The 18,682-nt window shown below is 59.6% G+C and carries 15 protein-coding genes; 7 read left to right on the top strand and 8 right to left on the bottom strand.

Annotated features, from left to right (window positions below; genetic code table 11):
- Positions 1 to 57: 57 nt before the first annotated feature.
- The 6 genes from LMTR13_RS08930 to LMTR13_RS08900 form a co-directional block, all read right to left on the bottom strand.
- A complete protein-coding gene (locus tag LMTR13_RS08930; RefSeq protein ID WP_197521047.1) occupies positions 58 to 1,056 on the bottom strand; it encodes an O-antigen ligase family protein in 999 nt (332 codons plus the stop codon).
- A gap of 257 nt (positions 1,057 to 1,313) precedes the next feature.
- The gene (locus tag LMTR13_RS08925; RefSeq protein ID WP_065727555.1) at positions 1,314 to 2,501 is read right to left on the bottom strand and encodes a glycosyltransferase; all 1,188 of its coding nucleotides are present in this window, start codon (positions 2,499 to 2,501) and stop codon (positions 1,314 to 1,316) included.
- Positions 2,502 to 2,763: 262 nt separating this feature from the next.
- Positions 2,764 to 3,423, bottom strand: coding sequence for a helix-turn-helix transcriptional regulator (locus tag LMTR13_RS08920; protein ID WP_083218924.1), 660 nt, complete (start codon positions 3,421 to 3,423; stop codon positions 2,764 to 2,766).
- 251 nt (positions 3,424 to 3,674) lie between these two features.
- Positions 3,675 to 4,952, bottom strand: coding sequence for a polysaccharide biosynthesis/export family protein (locus tag LMTR13_RS08915; protein ID WP_065727554.1), 1,278 nt, complete (start codon positions 4,950 to 4,952; stop codon positions 3,675 to 3,677).
- Entirely contained in the window at positions 4,949 to 6,220 is a 1,272-nt protein-coding gene (locus tag LMTR13_RS08910; RefSeq protein ID WP_065727553.1) for a hypothetical protein, read from the bottom strand. The genes LMTR13_RS08915 and LMTR13_RS08910 overlap by 4 nt, the downstream gene beginning before the upstream one ends.
- 316 nt (positions 6,221 to 6,536) lie before the next feature.
- Entirely contained in the window at positions 6,537 to 7,256 is a 720-nt protein-coding gene (locus LMTR13_RS08900; RefSeq protein ID WP_065727548.1) for a nucleotidyltransferase family protein, read from the bottom strand.
- Positions 7,257 to 7,702: 446 nt separating this feature from the next.
- Here LMTR13_RS08900 and LMTR13_RS08895 point away from each other — a divergent pair, with 446 nt between their 5' ends.
- From LMTR13_RS08895 to LMTR13_RS08865, 7 genes are all read left to right on the top strand, one after another.
- Complete coding sequence (locus tag LMTR13_RS08895) at positions 7,703 to 9,748, top strand: Calx-beta domain-containing protein (RefSeq protein ID WP_065727551.1); 2,046 nt, start codon at positions 7,703 to 7,705, stop codon at positions 9,746 to 9,748.
- A 75-nt stretch (positions 9,749 to 9,823) separates the two neighbouring features.
- A complete protein-coding gene (locus LMTR13_RS08890) occupies positions 9,824 to 10,015 on the top strand; it encodes a hypothetical protein (RefSeq protein WP_065727550.1) in 192 nt (63 codons plus the stop codon).
- On the top strand, positions 10,015 to 11,580 hold the full coding sequence (locus LMTR13_RS08885; protein WP_197521046.1) for a hypothetical protein: 1,566 nt from the start codon (positions 10,015 to 10,017) through the stop codon (positions 11,578 to 11,580). Before LMTR13_RS08890 ends, LMTR13_RS08885 begins: the two co-directional genes overlap by 1 nt.
- Positions 11,581 to 11,909: 329 nt before the next feature.
- Positions 11,910 to 12,629 carry a nucleotidyltransferase family protein gene (locus LMTR13_RS08880; RefSeq protein WP_065727548.1) on the top strand — a complete coding sequence of 240 codons (720 nt, stop codon included), beginning with the start codon at positions 11,910 to 11,912 and terminating at the stop codon, positions 12,627 to 12,629.
- A gap of 65 nt (positions 12,630 to 12,694) precedes the next feature.
- Positions 12,695 to 13,831, top strand: a complete 1,137-nt coding sequence (locus LMTR13_RS08875; RefSeq protein WP_065732537.1) for a DegT/DnrJ/EryC1/StrS family aminotransferase — start codon at positions 12,695 to 12,697, stop codon at positions 13,829 to 13,831.
- 107 nt (positions 13,832 to 13,938) lie between these two features.
- Entirely contained in the window at positions 13,939 to 14,526 is a 588-nt protein-coding gene (locus LMTR13_RS08870) for a sugar transferase (RefSeq protein ID WP_236843316.1), read from the top strand.
- Complete coding sequence (locus LMTR13_RS08865; RefSeq protein ID WP_065727546.1) at positions 14,523 to 15,551, top strand: SDR family NAD(P)-dependent oxidoreductase; 1,029 nt, start codon at positions 14,523 to 14,525, stop codon at positions 15,549 to 15,551. Before LMTR13_RS08870 ends, LMTR13_RS08865 begins: the two co-directional genes overlap by 4 nt.
- Positions 15,552 to 15,772: 221 nt before the next feature.
- Here the strand turns inward: LMTR13_RS08865 and LMTR13_RS08860 are convergent, their stop codons facing one another.
- The gene (locus tag LMTR13_RS08860; protein ID WP_065727545.1) at positions 15,773 to 16,783 is read right to left on the bottom strand and encodes an NAD-dependent epimerase; all 1,011 of its coding nucleotides are present in this window, start codon (positions 16,781 to 16,783) and stop codon (positions 15,773 to 15,775) included.
- Between the two features lie 182 nt (positions 16,784 to 16,965).
- Positions 16,966 to 18,330 (bottom strand): UDP-glucose dehydrogenase family protein, encoded by a 1,365-nt coding sequence (locus LMTR13_RS08855; protein WP_065727544.1) that lies wholly within the window; start codon positions 18,328 to 18,330, stop codon positions 16,966 to 16,968.
- Between the last annotated feature and the right edge of the window lie 352 nt (positions 18,331 to 18,682).

The following is an 18,682-nucleotide window of genomic DNA, read 5'->3' as shown; positions in this document are numbered from 1 at the left end:
CTCCCTCTACCGCGCTCGCCACAGAGTCTGAACTATCCTGCCGATCTCACACATGGTTCAAGTTCCAATGCGCGCGCTTGGCGACGGAGCCCGCTCCAGACCGAGGATCAGGCTGACAGCAAGCGCGAACCACACGATCGGATGGCGTGGAATAAAATGAGTCATGCTGAAAAAGACGAGCGCAACTATCATTACAGCCAGCGCGTCAAGCTTTGCGCGTAGTACGAGCAGGAAAGTGCCGGCGAAGAGGCCATAAAGAGCAATCACGCCGAGCAGGCCGCCTTGCGTAAATATGTCAAGCACGGTGTTGTGAGCTTCGAAAGGACGCGTAAAGGGCCGATCATCGTCGTCAGCAATCTTCGGCCTCCAAAGATGAGGTCCTGGTCCAAGCCCGAGCGATCCAGATTCCAACCCGAGCTTCAGCGCGTTTTGCCAAAGATACAGCCGTAGGGCCGCGGTACGCATCGTTCCCTCGCCACCATGATCTTTCGTCATGCTGGCCGCCAGGCTCTCCACGTCATCGGCGGTCGCTACCGCATACGGCGTCAGCGAAAGCGACAGGGGAACGGCAGCGACGACGATAAGCATCGCTGCTGCAAATCGTAGGCTGTATCTGTGCTCCGGTGAGGTCAACCACCTCCATAAGCGCAGCACAAGAAGCACCGCCGTGCAAAGCACCATCGCACCCAAAAAAGTATCGCTCCTGGTGAGCCGGCCGACGACCAGTGATAGCAAGCAGCTCAGTAATGCGGCGAGCCGGCCAAATCCCTTCGCTGAAAGAGCAAGGTGAAGCGATAGCGCTGCCAAAAGAGCGCAATAGAGCGCCAGCTGATTGGGGTTCTCCGACCAGCCGCGAAACCGTTCCCAGAACCATGGATCAACCGATGGCAGGCGGATGACCCCCCAGCCCAGGGCAATTTGCATGACCAAGGAGACGTTCCAGAATGCAATCAGCAACCATTGCAGTCGGCGCAGCGCGCAGTCAGCCTTCGCTGTCGCTGCCACGAGACAACTGAGAGCTGCAACCACGAGATAGGCGAAGGTGTCATGCAGCATCGAGCCTGGGTCCAGCTTCTGGAACAATAAAGCCTGACATGTCCCGACGCTGAGGCTGAACGCAAAGCAAATCCAGAATGTGCCTAGCCGGAGCAAGGCTCTGGGACTCGAGATGCGGTCGCTCGTTAGAACGTGCAATAATGCGAGGCCGAGCCATAGGCCGAGGCAGACCTCGCCAAGCCCGAGCGGGACACCGGGAACCCGCAGCTGTGAAGCTGTCGTGAGTACAAGACTAAGGGCAAGAAGCGGACTGCCGATCATTGTACTTCACTGCTGTTCTTCCGCGCCGCTCGGTCATCGCTTAGACTGCCGACTGAAAGCAGTCGCACGTAAAGATCGGTGTAACGGTCGGCTACGACGTTCAGATCGAATTCACGACGCACAAGCTCAGTGGAGCGCTGCCCCATAGTTCTGGCACGAGCGGGATCTCTAAGAAGATCAAGGATGGCGGCAGCGAGCGCGCGCGGGTCGCGCGGTGGAACCATATAACCATTCCAGCTCTCCGCCACGACGTCATCACAGCCGGGCATTCGCGTGGCCACGATCGGCACACCGGCCAGGCCGGCTTCCAGGAGAACGCGCGGGATTCCTTCGCGATACTCAGTCGGAAAGGCAAAGACGTCTGCAATGCCGAGAATGGCCGGAACATCCGATCTCGCACCGGGCGCGATCACGTACGATGCATGTCGCTCGATCAATGCCTGATCTACGGCAAACGGTCCCTCGCTCTCGCGAGGGCCAACGAGCACGAAGCGAACACCAGGTCGCGCTTCGTGGACAATTCTCGCCGCATCCAGAAGGGTTGGGATGCCCTTCTGTACGGTTAAACGGCTCACGGTAAGGACGATTTCGGCGTTTCCCAACCCGAGCTCGGAGCGAAGCTGGGAGATGCTACCCGTCTCCGCCCGTGCTGTCTCGAAAGCCTTGACATCGATTCCTGAGCTTCCGATGACAACGGACGAACCATTTCCAAGCAGATGGTAGCGGCGGAAGAAGTCGCTATCGGCCTTGTTCTGGAATACCGTCGCTGCGGTCCAGCAGGCGGTCAACCGCTGCAACGCCAGATAGGCGGGCCGAAATGCCAGGGCTTTCAGGTCTGTCGAGGAAAAGACCCACCCCATTCCATTGATGGTGCGCACCACGGGAACCGCGCCCCGAAGCGCCAGAGGCGCAAGAAGATTTGGCTTTGTATCGAACGTCTGAACGATATCCGGCTGAACGCGGTGCACCAGTTGCGAGAGCTGACCGACGGCGATCCGGTCGGCAAAGCGCGCATGGAATCTGTCAAACTGGTAACGATGGTACTGAATGCCATTTTTTGCGAACGGAAACCCGGCACCGGTGCCGGCTGCACTCACTCGCAAGCCGCGGTTTTGCAGAGCAGTCAGAAAGGGAATCCGCAGCGCGTGATCCTCGCCTCCCACGCAAAGCAAGTGCAGCGTCATGCTGTTTCCTTTCGGTCTCGGATGCAACTTCGCCGAAACCGGAGATAGTACGAACGTCGGCCGCTTTCCTGAAGGATGTGCGGATCGGGTGAGCTTAAGGGGCGACGAAGAGCTGTCTTCATTTATTTGAATGATCCATCGACGAGATTGGCGAAAAGAACTGCTTCAGAAATCTCGAAAACTAACGGGCTGTTGCCGTGCGCGCTCTGAATGGGTAGGCCGCGAGAATGCCAAACCGCCGGTCGAGGTACCTCGCCCAGCTCTACGGTAAGATAGCGATACGTCCCAGCAGCGCGACGAGGTCAGCCTGCCGCCGCGTCTGTGTCTTAACGAACAAGGCGCCCAACTGTGTGCGTATTGTCGTTCGGCTCAGCCGTCGGGAGCGCGCAATGTCGAGCAAATTGCGTCCTCGCGCCAATTCGACTGCGAGCTGAGTTTCCGCGGCTGTGAGGCCGAACAAGCATTGCAGCGTCCGAGGAGAAGGCTCCGGGTGAGCGTCGAGATCGAGCAGGATGAGTGCGCTCGTTCCATCGGTCCACGCATTCGCGATCTGCTTTACAAGCGTGGTGATTCCCTCCCTGGAGGAAGTCACCAGCCATGATGTAGAGCCGATAGGAATTTGCGCGCCCGCTCGATTTATCAGCTGCTTTACGGCCCCATAAAGTGTTTCGCGTCCGGCAACGTGCCTGCATTCGCGCTCCAACATTGCGCGGCCGGTTGCGCTGACTTCAATAATGCAGCCGCGCCTGATCCAGACCTGGCCACAGCCAATGCGCGCTAAGAGGGCAGGCAGATCGCTCCGCTTGTCATCGATGTCCGAAATGATGGGAGGAGCACGATTCGAGATATTGAATACCGATTCGGTAGACCGATGATGCAAAGCGATCGTGGGCAATGTAGCACTCTGGCTAAGATTCAACATTTTTGCTTCCCAGTGCGCTGGTCGCGGAAATTGGTCCGAACAAGGACGATTCCAATTTCACCGGGTCCTGTAAATGTTCAATGGGAGGTAACCCCGTTGACCCCGGGCAGCGAAGCAGCCGAGTGCGCGCAGGCAGGCTGGTGATTTGAAGCCTCAGATGGGAAGGCGGTTCAGGCTTTAGGCGCAACTTGACCAAGGGGGGTGCGTCGGCGGCGGCAAAAACGCTGTCCGAAGTGGGTACCCCCTTTTGGTCAATTTGACAGCTTCGTAACGGTCGCTGATGGGCGCAACGCGACTTCGATCACGTCGCCGGGCTCTACATCGAAATCGACGGATGCGGCAATCCTATCCCATCGCTGGCCAAGCTTTCGTACGACGGTAACCTCCGGGTACAGTTTGCTTGTGCCGACGGGCAGCGTTCCTGTCCCACCTACCGGTTGCAGTTTCTGGCTCAGCGCCAGCATTCTGACCCGCAGGTCCGCCAGTCGAACGTTAGAGTCCTTCTGCTCCTTGAGCAGATTGATGGTTCGCTGGCTCGCAACCCGTTCGATCTGCCTTCGCAAATCATGGCGCTGACGCTGCAGCCTCATCATCTCGACGCTGGTCTGCAGGCTGCGCGTCGACGACAACAATAGGGCGCGTCTGTTTTCGGTCACCCGGGGACTTGTCAAGAGTCCTGAACCGAGCAGCTTCTGCACCCGTTGAAGTTCTTCCTCATCGGCCTGTACACCCTTTTCTTCACCTTCATGCTGCTGCTGTAATTTTGCGAACTGCGCGTCCGTTTGTTCCACGGCTTCCCGCAGAAAGCGCGTTTCCGTGCGGAAGTCTGCCTGCGAGGTCTTCAAGGACTCCGCCTCCGCCCGCACCACAGAATCGACCACCACTGCGGGCAGAGAAACATCGTTTGGCACGGATTGATCGAAGGTATCACGACCATCAAGTTCCGCATTGATGCGGACGACGTGGAAATATTCCTTGACGTACTCCGTGGCCAAAGAGTCATAGTCGCGCAAGAGATCCGCCGGGTCAACGGCGCCGGGATGACCGCGAGAGCGCAACAGGCTGAAGCCCCCCGCAACCGCGACTGCCTGGCGCACCGTCATCGAAGCCCGATAGGCCTGCTGTCCGGGAGTTAGCACATCGCCGGAAACATAGATCGGTCGATATTCCACAACGCTTGCGATGACGTCGCCCGGCTTGATGACGAACGTCTGATCGCGGCCATCGGCCAAGCGATGACGCAGTATCCTTGATTGCAGCAGTGTTTCGATGCGGTTCTGCATTTCGGACGGAGTCAAACCCGCGACCTCAACAGTACCTACTCCGGGAAGCGCGATGGTGCCGTCGATCTGTATCTGCCCTCGGCTACGCTGATCGGGCAAACCGCCGATCGATACCTCGACAGTGTCACCTGGTGCGAGCTTATACGGGGCTCCGAAGCAGTTCTCGTTGCTGATGGACACAACAATTCCCGCCCAGAAGACAGCCGAGATAAGGCCGAAGATCTTGCCGTGTTTTTTGCTTTTCATGGACGACCTCCCTGTGCCGCTCCTTGCCGAACTTCGCGGTCATCCCAATCGAGCCGGGAGACGAAATCGAAAACCGGTCCCCCTGCCTGACCCCAATTGCTCGACCAAATGACCTGCGATCCGTCAGGAGACGGAGAGCCATGTGTTTCGCTCCGGTAGTCGTACGGCGCGCTGACCGTGTGTGCGACACGTCGAAACTTCCCGCTGCCGTCAATTTTCAGTGCAATTACCTCCTGGGCGAATGGGGCTCCACGCAGACGCTGAGCTGACGCGGGCGGGTTGCCGCCATAGCTCAAGATAACCCAGCCTGGGCGGCGTATTGCCCGTGTCGAGGCATGCTGGGCCTTGCCATATGGAGCCAGCGCAGTGACCAGTCCATCGCTGAGTCTCCGTTTGATCACGTGGTACTTGTCGGGATCGGATTTGCTGATGCCGACGTAGACTTCGCTGCCATCCCCGTCGACTGTCATATCGCCATGGCCGGGCCGATGATGCTCGGTCCAGCTCTGGATAAGGCTGCCATCGATGCCGAAAACAAATGCTTGATCCGTCACCCCATCCTGTTGGCAGAATATGTATTGGCCGAGCGGAGAGATACTGCAATAGCTGTTCTTCCCGGGAATCCCTGCCAAATCGATATCCGGAAATTTCTGACGAATCGAAAGGTCAACCGCGAACGTGACAAGCGCTCCCTGCTCGGTCATGGCGCGCACCGCGATCCGGTTACCATCCCATGACGGATTGCCCTTGGACGGGCCAAACCGGAGGCCGCGATATCCCTCCAGATCAAAGATCACCTCTTCTCGATTGCTTCGCGGAGCCCAGTGCGAAATCCGCTGCCCGCCGACGCAAATCATGAGTTCGGAATCCTGGGGATGCCACTCGCATTCATCGCCGGAGCGGCGTCGCTGAAAAAGCGGAGCGTATGTTTGTCCGTCGAGGAAGCACAGGCCGTTACAACCGTTGGCGATCAGGAGCAGCGTCTGGTCGGCATTCCAGGCTTGCGCGCTGGAATAGCGATGCGTGCAGTAGGAGCGTCTACAGGCCAATCCGTTCCCCAGCGCGCTTTCGGGTGAAGTCACACGTACGAAGGTGGTTCCTATTGCCGTATCGACGGTCGGCACGAGGTAGCCGGGCAGGTCCATGCGAGGTGCAAGGACGGGTTGCGCCCCCTGGATCGTTTCCGTTGCGGCGGTCCGCGGAACGGCAAGCGCCAGGAAGGCGGCGCACCACAGTACGATTTCGGCGTGGCCGAACCGGAGCGTCATCTGATGAAGTCTCGCTCTCGCCAGACTGGCTTTGCCGAGAGGCGGCGGGGCCACCAGTCAGCCGCCCGTTCCGGTGCAGGCCGCACTCCCGAATTTGCCGGCCGCTGATGCTGCTCGTCCTGCAGGATGGGCCTCCTGCCGGAACCGAACTCGTGCACTCGATCGCCCATTGTGACCCAGCCGCTATCGATTACTGCGGCGAGGGCTGCCTTCTCGTCTGCTCCCAGTACCGGTTCTGATACCAACAGCATGTGGATGCCTTCCCGTTCGAGCCAAGCGAAATGTTGCAGAAGCATTTGGGCCGCGCGGGATTACCTCACGCGGCGACGGATGCGGGGAATGCGGACGACTGCTCATCCCAGGCGACATCCTGGGCTTTGAGGAAGTCCTCGACGCGGCCGATATCAAGCCACAGGCCGTTGTGCCTGAATACGTTCACAGGCGCTTCCTCTTCCAGCATCTGGAACATCAGATCATCGAAGCCGAACGGCACGCCCGACGGGATGCGTTCAAGTATTGTGGGATCCATGCAATAGATACCCATGCTGACGAGATGCGCCAGCTCCGGCTTTTCGCGAAATCCGGTGACGCCTCCATTTGTCTCGTCGATCACGCCAAAGTCCATCTTGGTGATACGAGTTGCGGTGGCGATGGTGACGCCGGCGTCATGGCGCCGATGGCTGTGGATGAACTGGTTGAGATTGAGGTCTGTCAGCACATCGCCGTTAAGGACCAGGAATGGTTCATCCAGCTGTTCGCGCAGCAGCGATAACGGGCCGATCGTTCCAAGCGGTTCAACTTCCTGGGTGTAGGTGATGCGCATATTCCACTGATTGCCGTCACCAAAGACGCTGCGGATCAGATGCCCCAGATATCCAGTCGTAATGAAAACGTCTCTGATCCCGTTCCGTCTCAGCCATTTGAGTACGAGTTCGAGCACAGGGCGTGCACCAATCGGCATCAGAGGTTTTGGCAAAATTGATGTGTGCGGACGCAATCGAGTGCCTTTTCCGCCGCACTGAATGACTGCCTTCATCTTTGGTCCTCCGGTTACTGGAGCGCGGAACCACTTAGAGTTCGATCATCCCGGTCCAGCGGCTGGACGGTGAGCCGGGCTTGCACGACGTTGACGAAAGCTAGAGTGGAATTTTCCGCTAGTCTTCGTGCATTTGCATGAGATGGCTTGGCGACAGTTACGGGGTACGGTGATCGCGACGAAGGGTCGAATGAATCGGGCGTAACGCAGCTTCGTCGTATATGGCGTCGTCGGCCTATCGTTCTTTTCCGGTGGCAAGATCGCGGGAGTTATCGATGCGGGTTACGGCGCAGCAGCGTCCCTCGCACGAAATGACGCGATCCCGAACCGCGCTTCTCCGAAGTCTGTGTGGGGGTAACCCTGAAGGAGATCTTCTAGCCCCGGAATAGCAATTGGTCTGGCGTCCGGTTCGGATGAAAGTTCCGTCATTGTGACAGAGGTGCCCAATGAAAGTCTCTGAATTCAATGAAATATTCGGAACCGATGCTGACGAGGATCTCATCGGCACCGTCAGGCGTGATAAGATTTATGGTTATGGCGGCAACGATCGGCTCTACGGCAAGGATGGCGATGACATCCTTTATGGCGGGACAGGAAACGATCGACTGGACGGCGGAACGGGCGCCGACGTTATGTATGGGCAGGCTGGCGACGATGTCTATCGGGTGGACAATCTTGCCGACGTGGTGAGCGAGACGACCGTCCCCGGCGTGGACGACGGCGGCGTCGACACGGTGGAGAGCACGATCACCTACGCGCTGCCCATGTTCATCGAGAAGCTGACCCTGAAAGGGACGGAGGCGATCAACGGGACAGGCAATGAACTCGCCAACAGACTTACCGGGAATGATGCGGCCAATGTGTTGAGCGGAGGGGCTGGTAACGACGTCCTCAACGGCAACGGGGGCGACGACGTCCTCATCGGCGGGGCAGGAAAGGACGAGCTGTGGGGCGGCTCAGGTTCGGACACGTTCGTATTCCGCTTTCCCGACGCGACGAGCACCGACAAGGTTAAGGACTTCTCAGCCGCCGATAGCGACCGTATCGGGATCTATGCAAGCGACTATGGGCTGAGCCTCGGCCACGGTCTGATTGATGACGGAACCGGCAAGCTTGTGCTCGATCCCGCCTACTTCGTGGCGGTGGCCGGCTCGGCGAGCACGGTGCAAGGCACGTCGTCCGGTCATGGGCAGTTTGTGTTTTCGTTCACCTCTTCGACCCTTACGCTGATGTGGGATCCGGACGGTGCGGGTGCGGTACGTGGCACCGCGCTGGCGACCTTCAACTCGGGCGTCACCCTGAGCGCCGCGGACTTCACCGTCACCACTGGGCTTCCGACCGCAAGCGCAAATGGCTCGCCGAGCCCGGTGCCCGAGCGCGCGGGCGCGAAGGTCGCCTTCACCATCGATCTGTCCGCGCCGGCCAACGAGGACGTGCTTATAACCTACTCGACGATAGATGGCACGGCAAAGGCCGGGAGCGACTTTGTCGGCGTCTCGCACGGGCAAGTGACGATTCCCGCCGGCAGCACAAGTGCCACCATCTTGATTGATGTGCTCGCCGATGATCTGCCGGAGACCGTCGAATCCTTCAGTCTCCAGCTCGAAGCGGCCGTCGGCACGAGCAGCGGCGCGCCGCTGCTCGTTGCCAGCAGCTCGGCCGTCGGCTCCATCGCACCGCCCGCCCCCAACGTCGTCGCTATCACCGACATGGCAGCGCTCGGGAGCACGGATCCGTCTGGAATAGCCTATGTGCCCGGACAGGGACTCTTCGTCAGCGATTCGGAAGTCGAGGAGAGCCCGTTCTTCCGCACCACCAACCTGTGGACGCTGCAACCCGACGGCACCGTCGTCGCATCGTCCAGCCTTTTGAGCTTCACCGATGAGCCGACGGGCCTGGCCTTCGACTCCAGCACGGGTCGCCTGTACATCTCCGACGACGACCAATCCAGGATTTTTTGGGTCGACCCGGCCAATCCAAGCGTCATGCTGGGCGAGTTCGATACCTTGTCCCTTGGCGTAATCGACCCGGAGGACGTGGCGGTCAATCCGAACAACGGTCATTTGTTTATCGCCAACGGGACCGGCAATAGTTCCGGGGGTGGGCCATTAGGCAACGCGATCATCGAGACCGACAGCACCGGCACGCAGGTCTTCGCGACCATCCGGCTGCCCGCAGAAATCAAGGATCCCGAGGCGCTGGCCTATGACGCCAGCCAGGACCTCTTCTATGTCGGCGGCGGCTTCAGCTCGAAAATTTGGGTCGTCGATCGCGGCGGCGCGATTGTGCAAGTCATCGATGTGCTCGGCGGGTATCGCAACGAGATTAACAACGGGGCGGCCTCCATCAAAGACCTGGAGCTTGCGCCGAGCAGCGACCCTAACGACGATCCCAGCAAGCTGAATCTCTTTGTCGCCGATTACGGGCAATCGCACGTCAGCGACGGCCGCATGATCGAGATCGACCTCCATGGCGGGTTGCTCCTGGCGTAGCCCGACAGGGCTGCGGCGTGGCGAGGGCCTGCTTGAACGCGGGGTATATCCCGAGGGGGAAAGCAAGATCGACTGATGACCGTTGACATTTTTGGTCTGCCCACCGTTGGAAAGACCACTCTCGCACACACGTTTCAGACGGAGCTCGAGAAGCATGGCTTCCAGCGGAGGCCTGCACGTCATGCCAGGCTTGAAAGCTTCGTTGAAAGCCATGCCGGAGGAAGCGCGCGGCAGGTTGTGGATCTGATTTTGCCGGAGGTCGTATGATGCGTCACGAGATGGGATCCGTAAAGGTCGGGAATCTGGACGCCTCGACTTGGGCGAGAGAAGCTGCACCGGCTCAGTCGGACGAAGCGGGATTGGAAATATCGAGCAAAGCGGCCATCCGAAGGCTCTTCAACTCTCTTGAACAGAAAGGGATCCGCCACTGTCACTGGAAAAGCAATGTCCGCCTGGAAGCGGCGCTTGCGGCTGCAGAAGATATCGATCTCCTAGTCGACCAACGTGATGCCCGACAGTTCCACGCAGTCTTGCTCGAACATGGCTTCAAGCTGACGCAGTCGCGCTCCGGCATCGGGCATCCAGGGGTCTTCCACGCGCTGGGCCTCGACCAGGCAACCGCCGAGGTGGTGCATGTGCACGCCTATTTTCAGATCGTGAGCGGCGACAGCTTGGTCAAGAACTACCGACTGCCGATCGAAAGGCTTCTGCTGGAGCAGACGCGCTACCTGCATGGAGTGAGGGTCCCGACACCCGAAGCGGAGCTCGTGCTATTCGCGCTCCGGATCGCGCTCAAGCACACAGGCCCGATCGAGATCCTGATGGCCAATCGCCGCTATCGAACGGTTGCGAAGGAGCTGGGCTGGCTGCGCGAGGCAGCAAATACAGAGCGCGCCGAGGCGCTTTGCGCGGCTTGGTTCCCGAGCATCGACCCTCCTCTGTTTCGAAAGCTGTTGGACGCCATCGAGGACGAGCGCGCCTTGGTCCGACGCGTCGTCCTTGGCTGGCGCGTCGCGCGGCGGCTGCGCGGATTGCGCAGGCTAGGCCCGATGCTTGGAGCCATTTCCCGGCTCTGGCGGGTGCTCTCCCTGCTTGTTAAGCGGTTCCGGCGTCGCGGCGACTTGGTGCTTCAGACGGGCGGGATGATCGTTGCGCTCGTCGGCCCGAAAGCGACCGGCAAATCCACCATCGCTCATGCTCTGGCAACTCGCCTGGGCGGGCATCTCGACGTGCTGCCGATTCACGCCGGCAAGCCGCCCGCGACGGCGCTCACTCTGTTACCTCGTATTCTTGTGCCGGCGGCGCGCCTCTTGTTCTCGAAGGAGCGCGCCGGAGAATACCAGAAGCCCGAACGCCGCCGGGAGAAGCAATATTCGCTGCTGTACGTCCTGCGCATGACTCTCCTTGCCTACGATCGTCGCAAACTCCTTCGCCGGGCGCTACGAGCTGCGAGCGCCGGCTCCGTCGTCATCTCGGATCGGTATCCCTCGGAAAGCGTGGGAGCCATCGACAGCTGCTGCTTTGATGAAGCAGCGCTGGCAAACTGCAACTCTCCCTTGAAGCGCTGGCTGATGAATCGGGAGCGCATCCTCTACACGGGCTTCCCGAAGCCGGACCTCCTGCTTTGCCTGGAGGCGCCGATCGAGACGACGATCGAAAGGGACGCGCGGCGCGTGAAACAGGGCGGCCCCGATGCCGCGGCTGTACGGCGACGTTGGGAACTAGAGCGCCAGCCCGAGTCTTCCCGAAGTACGGCGATCCGGATCGATACGAGTCGACCGCTGGATGAAACCCTCCGGACCGCAGTCAGAGCCGTCTGGTCTGCTCTGTAAGGATGGTCGCTTTCAGCGGGCTGAGCATCAGCACGTGAGCCGCTCGCACTACTTTGGGCCCCCGGGCCGCAGGATATTCCCGGATCCTCGGCACGATCTTCCGAGGAACTGGCGAGCAATGAAATCGCCGCCTCAAGGCGCTTAGCGTCCAACTTACGGGCAACTGCACGCCGACGCGGAGCTTCTAACACTTGCTGGTTATAACCCGTGTTAGTCACGCGAAGAGAACGCGGGTGAGAGTAAGCTCGAGCGACTTGAGGCGATCAAACTCAAGAATGAGCGTTCTGCGCTTTCAGTGACCTAGAGGACGCTTAACCCGGAGGACCAAGATGAAGGCAGTCATTCAGTGCGGCGGAAAAGGCACCCGATTGCGTCCGCACACATCAATTTTGCCAAAACCTCTGATGCCGATTGGTGCACGACCTGTGCTCGAACTCGTACTCAAATGGCTGAGACGGAACGGGATCAGAGACGTTTTCATTACGACTGGATATCTGGGGCATCTGATCCGCAGCGTCTTCGGTGACGGCAATCAGTGGAATATGCGCATCACCTACACCCAGGAAGTTGAACCGCTTGGAACGATCGGCCCGTTATCGCTGCTGCGCGAACAGCTGGATGAACCATTCCTGGTCCTTAACGGCGATGTGCTGACAGACCTCAATCTCAACCAGTTCATCCACAGCCATCGGCGCCATGACGCCGGCGTCACCATCGCCACCGCAACTCGTATCACCAAGATGGACTTTGGCGTGATCGACGAGACAAATGGAGGCGTCACCGGATTTCGCGAAAAGCCGGAGCTGGCGCATCTCGTCAGCATGGGTATCTATTGCATGGATCCCACAATACTTGAACGCATCCCGTCGGGCGTGCCGTTCGGCTTCGATGATCTGATGTTCCAGATGCTGGAAGAGGAAGCGCCTGTGAACGTATTCAGGCACAACGGCCTGTGGCTTGATATCGGCCGCGTCGAGGACTTCCTCAAAGCCCAGGATGTCGCCTGGGATGAGCAGTCGTCCGCATTCCCCGCATCCGTCGCCGCGTGAGGTAATCCCGCGCGGCCCAAATGCTTCTGCAACATTTCGCTTGGCTCGAACGGGAAGGCATCCACATGCTGTTGGTATCAGAACCGGTACTGGGAGCAGACGAGAAGGCAGCCCTCGCCGCAGTAATCGATAGCGGCTGGGTCACAATGGGCGATCGAGTGCACGAGTTCGAACAGGTGTTCGCCCGCATGCACGACGCCGACGACTCAATCGCCGTTGGCTCCTGCACGGCAGCGCTTCATCTGATCCTGCACGCGCTCGGCATCGGGCCAGGCGATGAAGTTCTCGTTCCGTCTCTCACATTCGTCGCAACAGCCAACGCCGTCCTCTATGTAGGGGCACGGCCGGTGTTCGTAGATGTCGAGTCGGCTGCCGTCCCGTTAATGTCGCTGGATGAGGCCAGGGCCAAGTGCACTTCACGAACTAGAGCCGTGATCCTCGTGCATTTTGCCGGCTATCTGGCAGACCGTGACGCTTGGCAAGCTTTCGCTCGCAGCAAAGGCTTGCTCCTGGTCGAGGATGCCGCTCATGCGCCAGGGTTGCCGGCGGTCGGAACGTTCGGCGATGCGGCCGCATTCAGCTTTTACGGCAACAAGAACATGACCACCGCTGAAGGCGGGGCGATAATTGCGCGGAGCCGAGCCTTGAGCGATACGATCAGGCGAGCCAGATCCCATGGAATGACAAGTAACACCCGGCAGCGCCTGGCATGTCGCCGTCCGGATTATGATGTAACGATCCTCGGTTTCAATTACCGCATGGACGAGTTGCGCGCTGCAGTCGGCCTCGTACAGCTGAGGAAATTGCCGGCATGGAACGACATCAGGCGACATTTGTCGCATCGCTATCGCCAGTTAATTCTCGAGCTTTGTCCATCGGTGATGGTGCCCTTCGACGCCTCATGGCTCTCCGCGCACCATCTTTTGCCAATCGTTGTGCCGAAAGCAATCCGCCGGCAATCTCTTATCGACCGATTACGCGAGCGCGGTATTCAGACCACCGTTCATTATCCGCCGGTGCATCGCCTCACGTTCTATAACGATCTTTATCCGGACACGGCTCTGCCGAATACCGAAGAGTTCGCCCAACGTGAGCTTACATTGCCGCTCCATCCTGGAATGACCCCAGCCGACGTCGAATATGTCGTCAATTCCCTGGCAGCCGCGCTTGGTGCGCCGGTTCCTACTAGCGCGGTGGCATAGGCATGAGCACGACAATAGACCAGCTTGGCACGCGATCGTCAGCCCGAGACCTGAGTTTGCGACGCACGGTTGATATCCTGTGTGCCGGGGTCGCGGGATTCGTTCTAGTGCCCGTTTTCCTGATCGTCGCAGCCGCAATCTGGCTCCAAGGCGGCAGGCCAATTCTGTATTCGCAGCTTCGCCTCGGACAAAATGGAACACCATTTCGCATCTACAAGTTCCGAAAGTTTAGAGCGGATTGCGACGACCGCGGTAGCCCGCTCACGATGGAGCATGACGACCGACTGACCATGATCGGCCGCATCCTCGCTGCGACCAAGCTGGACGAGTTGCCGCAACTCTGGAACGTTCTGCGCGGAGACATGTCCATTGTTGGACCGCGGCCGGAGACGCTCGCATTCGCCGACTGTTTCGTAAACGGCTTCGAAGAGATCCTCGAGCACAAGCCCGGTCTGTTCGGACCGTGTCAGGTTATCTTCCGACACGAAAGCAAGCTCTATCCGATCGGTGCCAGCGTGCAGGACTTCTATCGAGAGGTCATCTTTCCCGCCAAGGCGAAAATTGACTTGGCCTATTACTCGCGCCGAACCGCGGCCTCGGATATCGGCTGGGTTCTTCGTGCCGGCTACGCAATCGTGATGCAATCTGTGATCGAATTGGCGCGAAAGGGCCGATCAGGCGAAGCGACAACATGACACTTAGACCGGCGACAAAGAAATACCTTGGTGCAAAGGTTCTTGTGACGGGAGCCGACGGATTCATTGGCTCTCATCTGGCCGAAGCGCTGGTTTTGGCGGGCGCCAACGTCACTGCTCTTGCCCAGTATAATTCTTTCGATAGCCATGGCTGGCTCGACGATCTGCCGGAGCCGGTGCGACGGCAAGTCCATGTCGTGCGCGGGGATGTTCGCGATGCTGCATTTGTCGGCCGCCTCGTACCCGGCCACGAGGTCGTCTTTCATCTGGCGGCCTTGATTGCCATACCTCACTCCTACGCCGCGCCACAGTCATACGTTGAAACGAATGTGCTCGGCACCTTGCATGTGCTTGAGGCGGCGCGCCAACATGGAATCGAGCGCATCGTTCACACCTCGACCAGCGAAGTTTACGGCACTGCCCTGAAGATGCCGATCGATGAATCCCATCCGCTACAGGGACAGTCGCCCTATTCGGCTTCCAAAATAGCTGCGGACATGATGGCAGAGGCCTATGCGAGGTCGTTTGGCGTTCCGGTCGTGATCCTCCGACCATTTAACACCTTTGGACCGAGGCAAAGCGAAAGAGCGATCATCGCCAGTATTATACGTCAGGCGCTCGATCCCTCCTGTCCTGCCATCATGGTTGGCGATGCGACGACTGTGCGCGATCTCACATTTGTTACAGACACCGCCGCCGCATTCATGGCCGCCGGATCGGCCGACGGCATCGAATTTGGTCAGGCATATAACGCCGGCAGCGGGCGAGCGATCGTGATCGCCGATCTGATCGATCTCATCGTCGATCTTTCGTCGAGCGAAAAGCCGGTGCTGCAGGACGAGAAACGTCTACGGCCGCCAAATTCGGAAGTGCGGGCGCTCCTCGCAGATTGCACCAGCTTCGTAAAGACAACGGGATGGTCACCGCAAGTACCAATGCGGCGCGGACTGGAACGAACCGTTGACTGGTGGCGCGGCCGCCTCTCGGCCAGCAAAGTCAGGCGGCAGCGGGACTTCATCACATGACGATACCCCGCTCGGCCGCGTTCCACCGATGGTGTGGTATGGCGCCTTAGCGGCCGGAGCTTTCTCCATCCTCCACCTATATCGACGGGAATCGCGAGATTCTCACCGGGCATGTGGGCAACGAGCCTGGCGTGCTGAGGATCTTTTCGCTGGGTCAAGGGCCTTGGCCTGACGCCGCTGTTGGTGACCCATATGACCTGCACACGCCCGGAGCCCACGCGTTAGAGAGACGGGATGGATCCTGAAATCCCGTAGAAGTCACGATACCAGGCGACAAAATCGCGAAGCCCGTCCTCGATCGAGGTCTGCGGCCTGAAGCCGGTGTCACGCATCAGTTCCGCGACGTCGGCGAAGGTCTCGGTCACGTCGCCGGGCTGCATCGGCAGCATCTCCTTGACCGCCGTGCGGCCCAATTCCCGCTCCAGAACCGCGACCACATGGGTCAGCTCTTCCGGATGATTGTTGCCGACATTGTAAACCCGTGCCGGTGCCCCGGCAGCCGGGCCGCCGTCCCGGGGCGCCTGGTCGACCAGCCGCAACACCACGCGGGTCACGTCGTCGATATAAGTGAAGTCGCGCCGCATCCTGCCGTGGTTGAAAAGCTTGATCGGGGCGCTCTCCAGAATCGCCCGGGTGAACAGGAAAATCGCCATGTCGGGCCGTCCCCATGGTCCGTAGATGGTAAAGAACCGCAAGCCCGTCACCGGAAGACGATAGAGATGGCTGTAGGAATGCGCGATCAACTCATTGGCCTTCTTGGTCGCGGCATATAGGCTGATCGGATGATCGGCCTTGTCGTCCACCGAAAATGGCAGCTTGGTATTGGCGCCGTAGACCGACGAGGACGACGCATAGACCAGATGGCCGCAGCCATGATGCCGGCAACCTTCCAGCACATTGACGAAGCCTGCGAGATTGGCGTCGACATAGGCATGCGGATGATCGATCGAATAACGCACGCCGGCCTGGGCTGCGAGATGCACCACCCTTGCAAAGCGATGTTTTTCGAACAGGCGTTCGATTGAACCGCGATCGGCGAGATCGATCTGCTCGAACGCAAAACCCTGCTTCGCCCGCAGGATGTCCAGCCGTGCCCGTTTCAGCGCCGGGTCGTAATAGTCGTTGAGATTGTCGAGACCGATCACGGCGCGGCCTTCGGCCAGCAGCCGGCGCGCGACGTGGAAGCCGATGAAACCCGCCGCTCCGGTGACCAATATTGCCTGATCCGACATCGTGTCCTTGAGAGGCACTTCGCAGTTTCGTATCTCGACTGTTTACCTGCCGTATCCAGAGTGCCGCATTACTCAGCCCGGCATCGCCAGATCGGCCTTCGACCGCGTCAAGATAGAAGTTATCTTGGGTTGCCTCAACGTCGTAAGCACACCGGGAACGATGGTAGCTTCCTACGCCAAGGTCAGCGTCGCGTATATGATGCTATCCTCGCTCGGCCACCCTCCACAACGTTGACCGGGCTCGTTCGTCGCCGTCCAATGCCTTCGTAGATGAAACCGAGAGCTGCCATATCTTCAGGGCGATAGATGTTGCGCAGATCAACGACGACGGGCTGCGCCATTTCACGCTTCAGCCGTTTCAGATCGAGCGCGCGAAACTGCGCCCATTCCGTGATAATCACGAGCGCATCCGCGCCGCGGACGCAGACGTAGGGATCGTCGCAATATTCGATATCGGGCAATTCCTTGCGCGCCTGTTCCATGCCGGCCGGGTCGTGCGCGCGCACCTTGGCACCCATGTCAAGGAGGCCCGTCACCAGCGGAATCGACGGCGCCTCGCGCATGTCGTCGGTATCAGGCTTGAAGGTGAGACCGAGCACCGCGACCGTCTTGCCGCGCAGGTTGCCGGCGGCATTCGACACCTTGCGCGCCATCGCGCGCTTTCTGATGTCGTTGACGCCGAGCACGGCCTCGACGATGCGAAGCTGCACGTCATGGTCCTGCGCGATCTTGACCAGCGCGCGCGCATCCTTCGGAAAGCAGGAGCCGCCGAAGCCCGGACCGGCATGCAGAAACTTTGAGCCGATGCGGTTGTCGAGCCCGATGCCGCGCGCGACCTGCTGGACGTCGGCGCCGACCTTTTCCGAGAGATCGGCAATCTCGTTGATGAAGGTGATCTTGGTGGCAAGGAACGCGTTCGCCGCATATTTGATCAGTTCGGCGGTGCGGCGCGCCGTGAACATCAGCGGCGCCTGGTTGAGCGACAGCGGCCGGTAGACGTCGCCCAGCACCTTGCGCCCGCGTTCGTTATCGGTGCCGACCACGATGCGGTCGGGATATTTGAAGTCGCGGATCGCGGCGCCCTCACGCAAGAATTCCGGATTGGAGGCGACCACCATGTCAGCCGTGGGATTGGCCTCGCGGATCAACCGCTCGACCTCGTCACCGGTACCGACCGGCACGGTCGATTTGGTCACCACCACGGTGAAGCCGGACAGTGCGGCTGCGATCTCGCGCGCGGCGCTGTAGACGTAAGTGAGGTCGGCATGGCCGTCGCCACGCCGCGAGGGCGTTCCGACCGCGATGAACACGGCGTCAGCTTCCGCCACCGGCGCGGTCAGGTCGGTCGTAAAATCCAGCCGCCTGGCCTTGACGTTGGAGGCGACCAGCGCGTCGAGCCCGGGCTCGAAAATCGGGATCTCACCTCGGCGCAGGGCTTCGATCTTGCCGGCATTCTTGTCCACGCAGGTGACCTGGTGGCCGAAATCGGCAAAGCAGGCGCCGGAGACCAGCCCCACATAGCCCGTGCCAATCATGGCGATGCGCATCTGAGTACCTGTCCATGAGGTTCAAATCGCCTGCACTATTCGTCTCTGTCCATTGATGATCCTCCACGCTGCAGGCGCATGAGAATAGAACGTTTTTCGGTTGTGACACTACGCCACGCGGAGTTAACCCGATCAGGCCGTTAAAACAGGAACACTAAATTTTTGCAGAAATTCAAGATTAGCACGCGCGCCAGCCGGCTTGAGCTCGCGATGATTTTTCGATGATGCCGTTGTGAACCCGGCGAGGCATCGAGAGGGGACAAGCTGTGGGCTTCTTGCGCCATGGCAGAGCCGCAACGCGACTGCATCCAGCAAGGCCATCGGTCGATATCAGGCGGAAACTATGAGGTAG

The organism is Bradyrhizobium icense (assembly GCF_001693385.1).
Lineage (GTDB): Bacteria > Pseudomonadota > Alphaproteobacteria > Rhizobiales > Xanthobacteraceae > Bradyrhizobium > Bradyrhizobium icense.
This window is presented reverse-complemented; position numbering and strand designations above follow the sequence as displayed.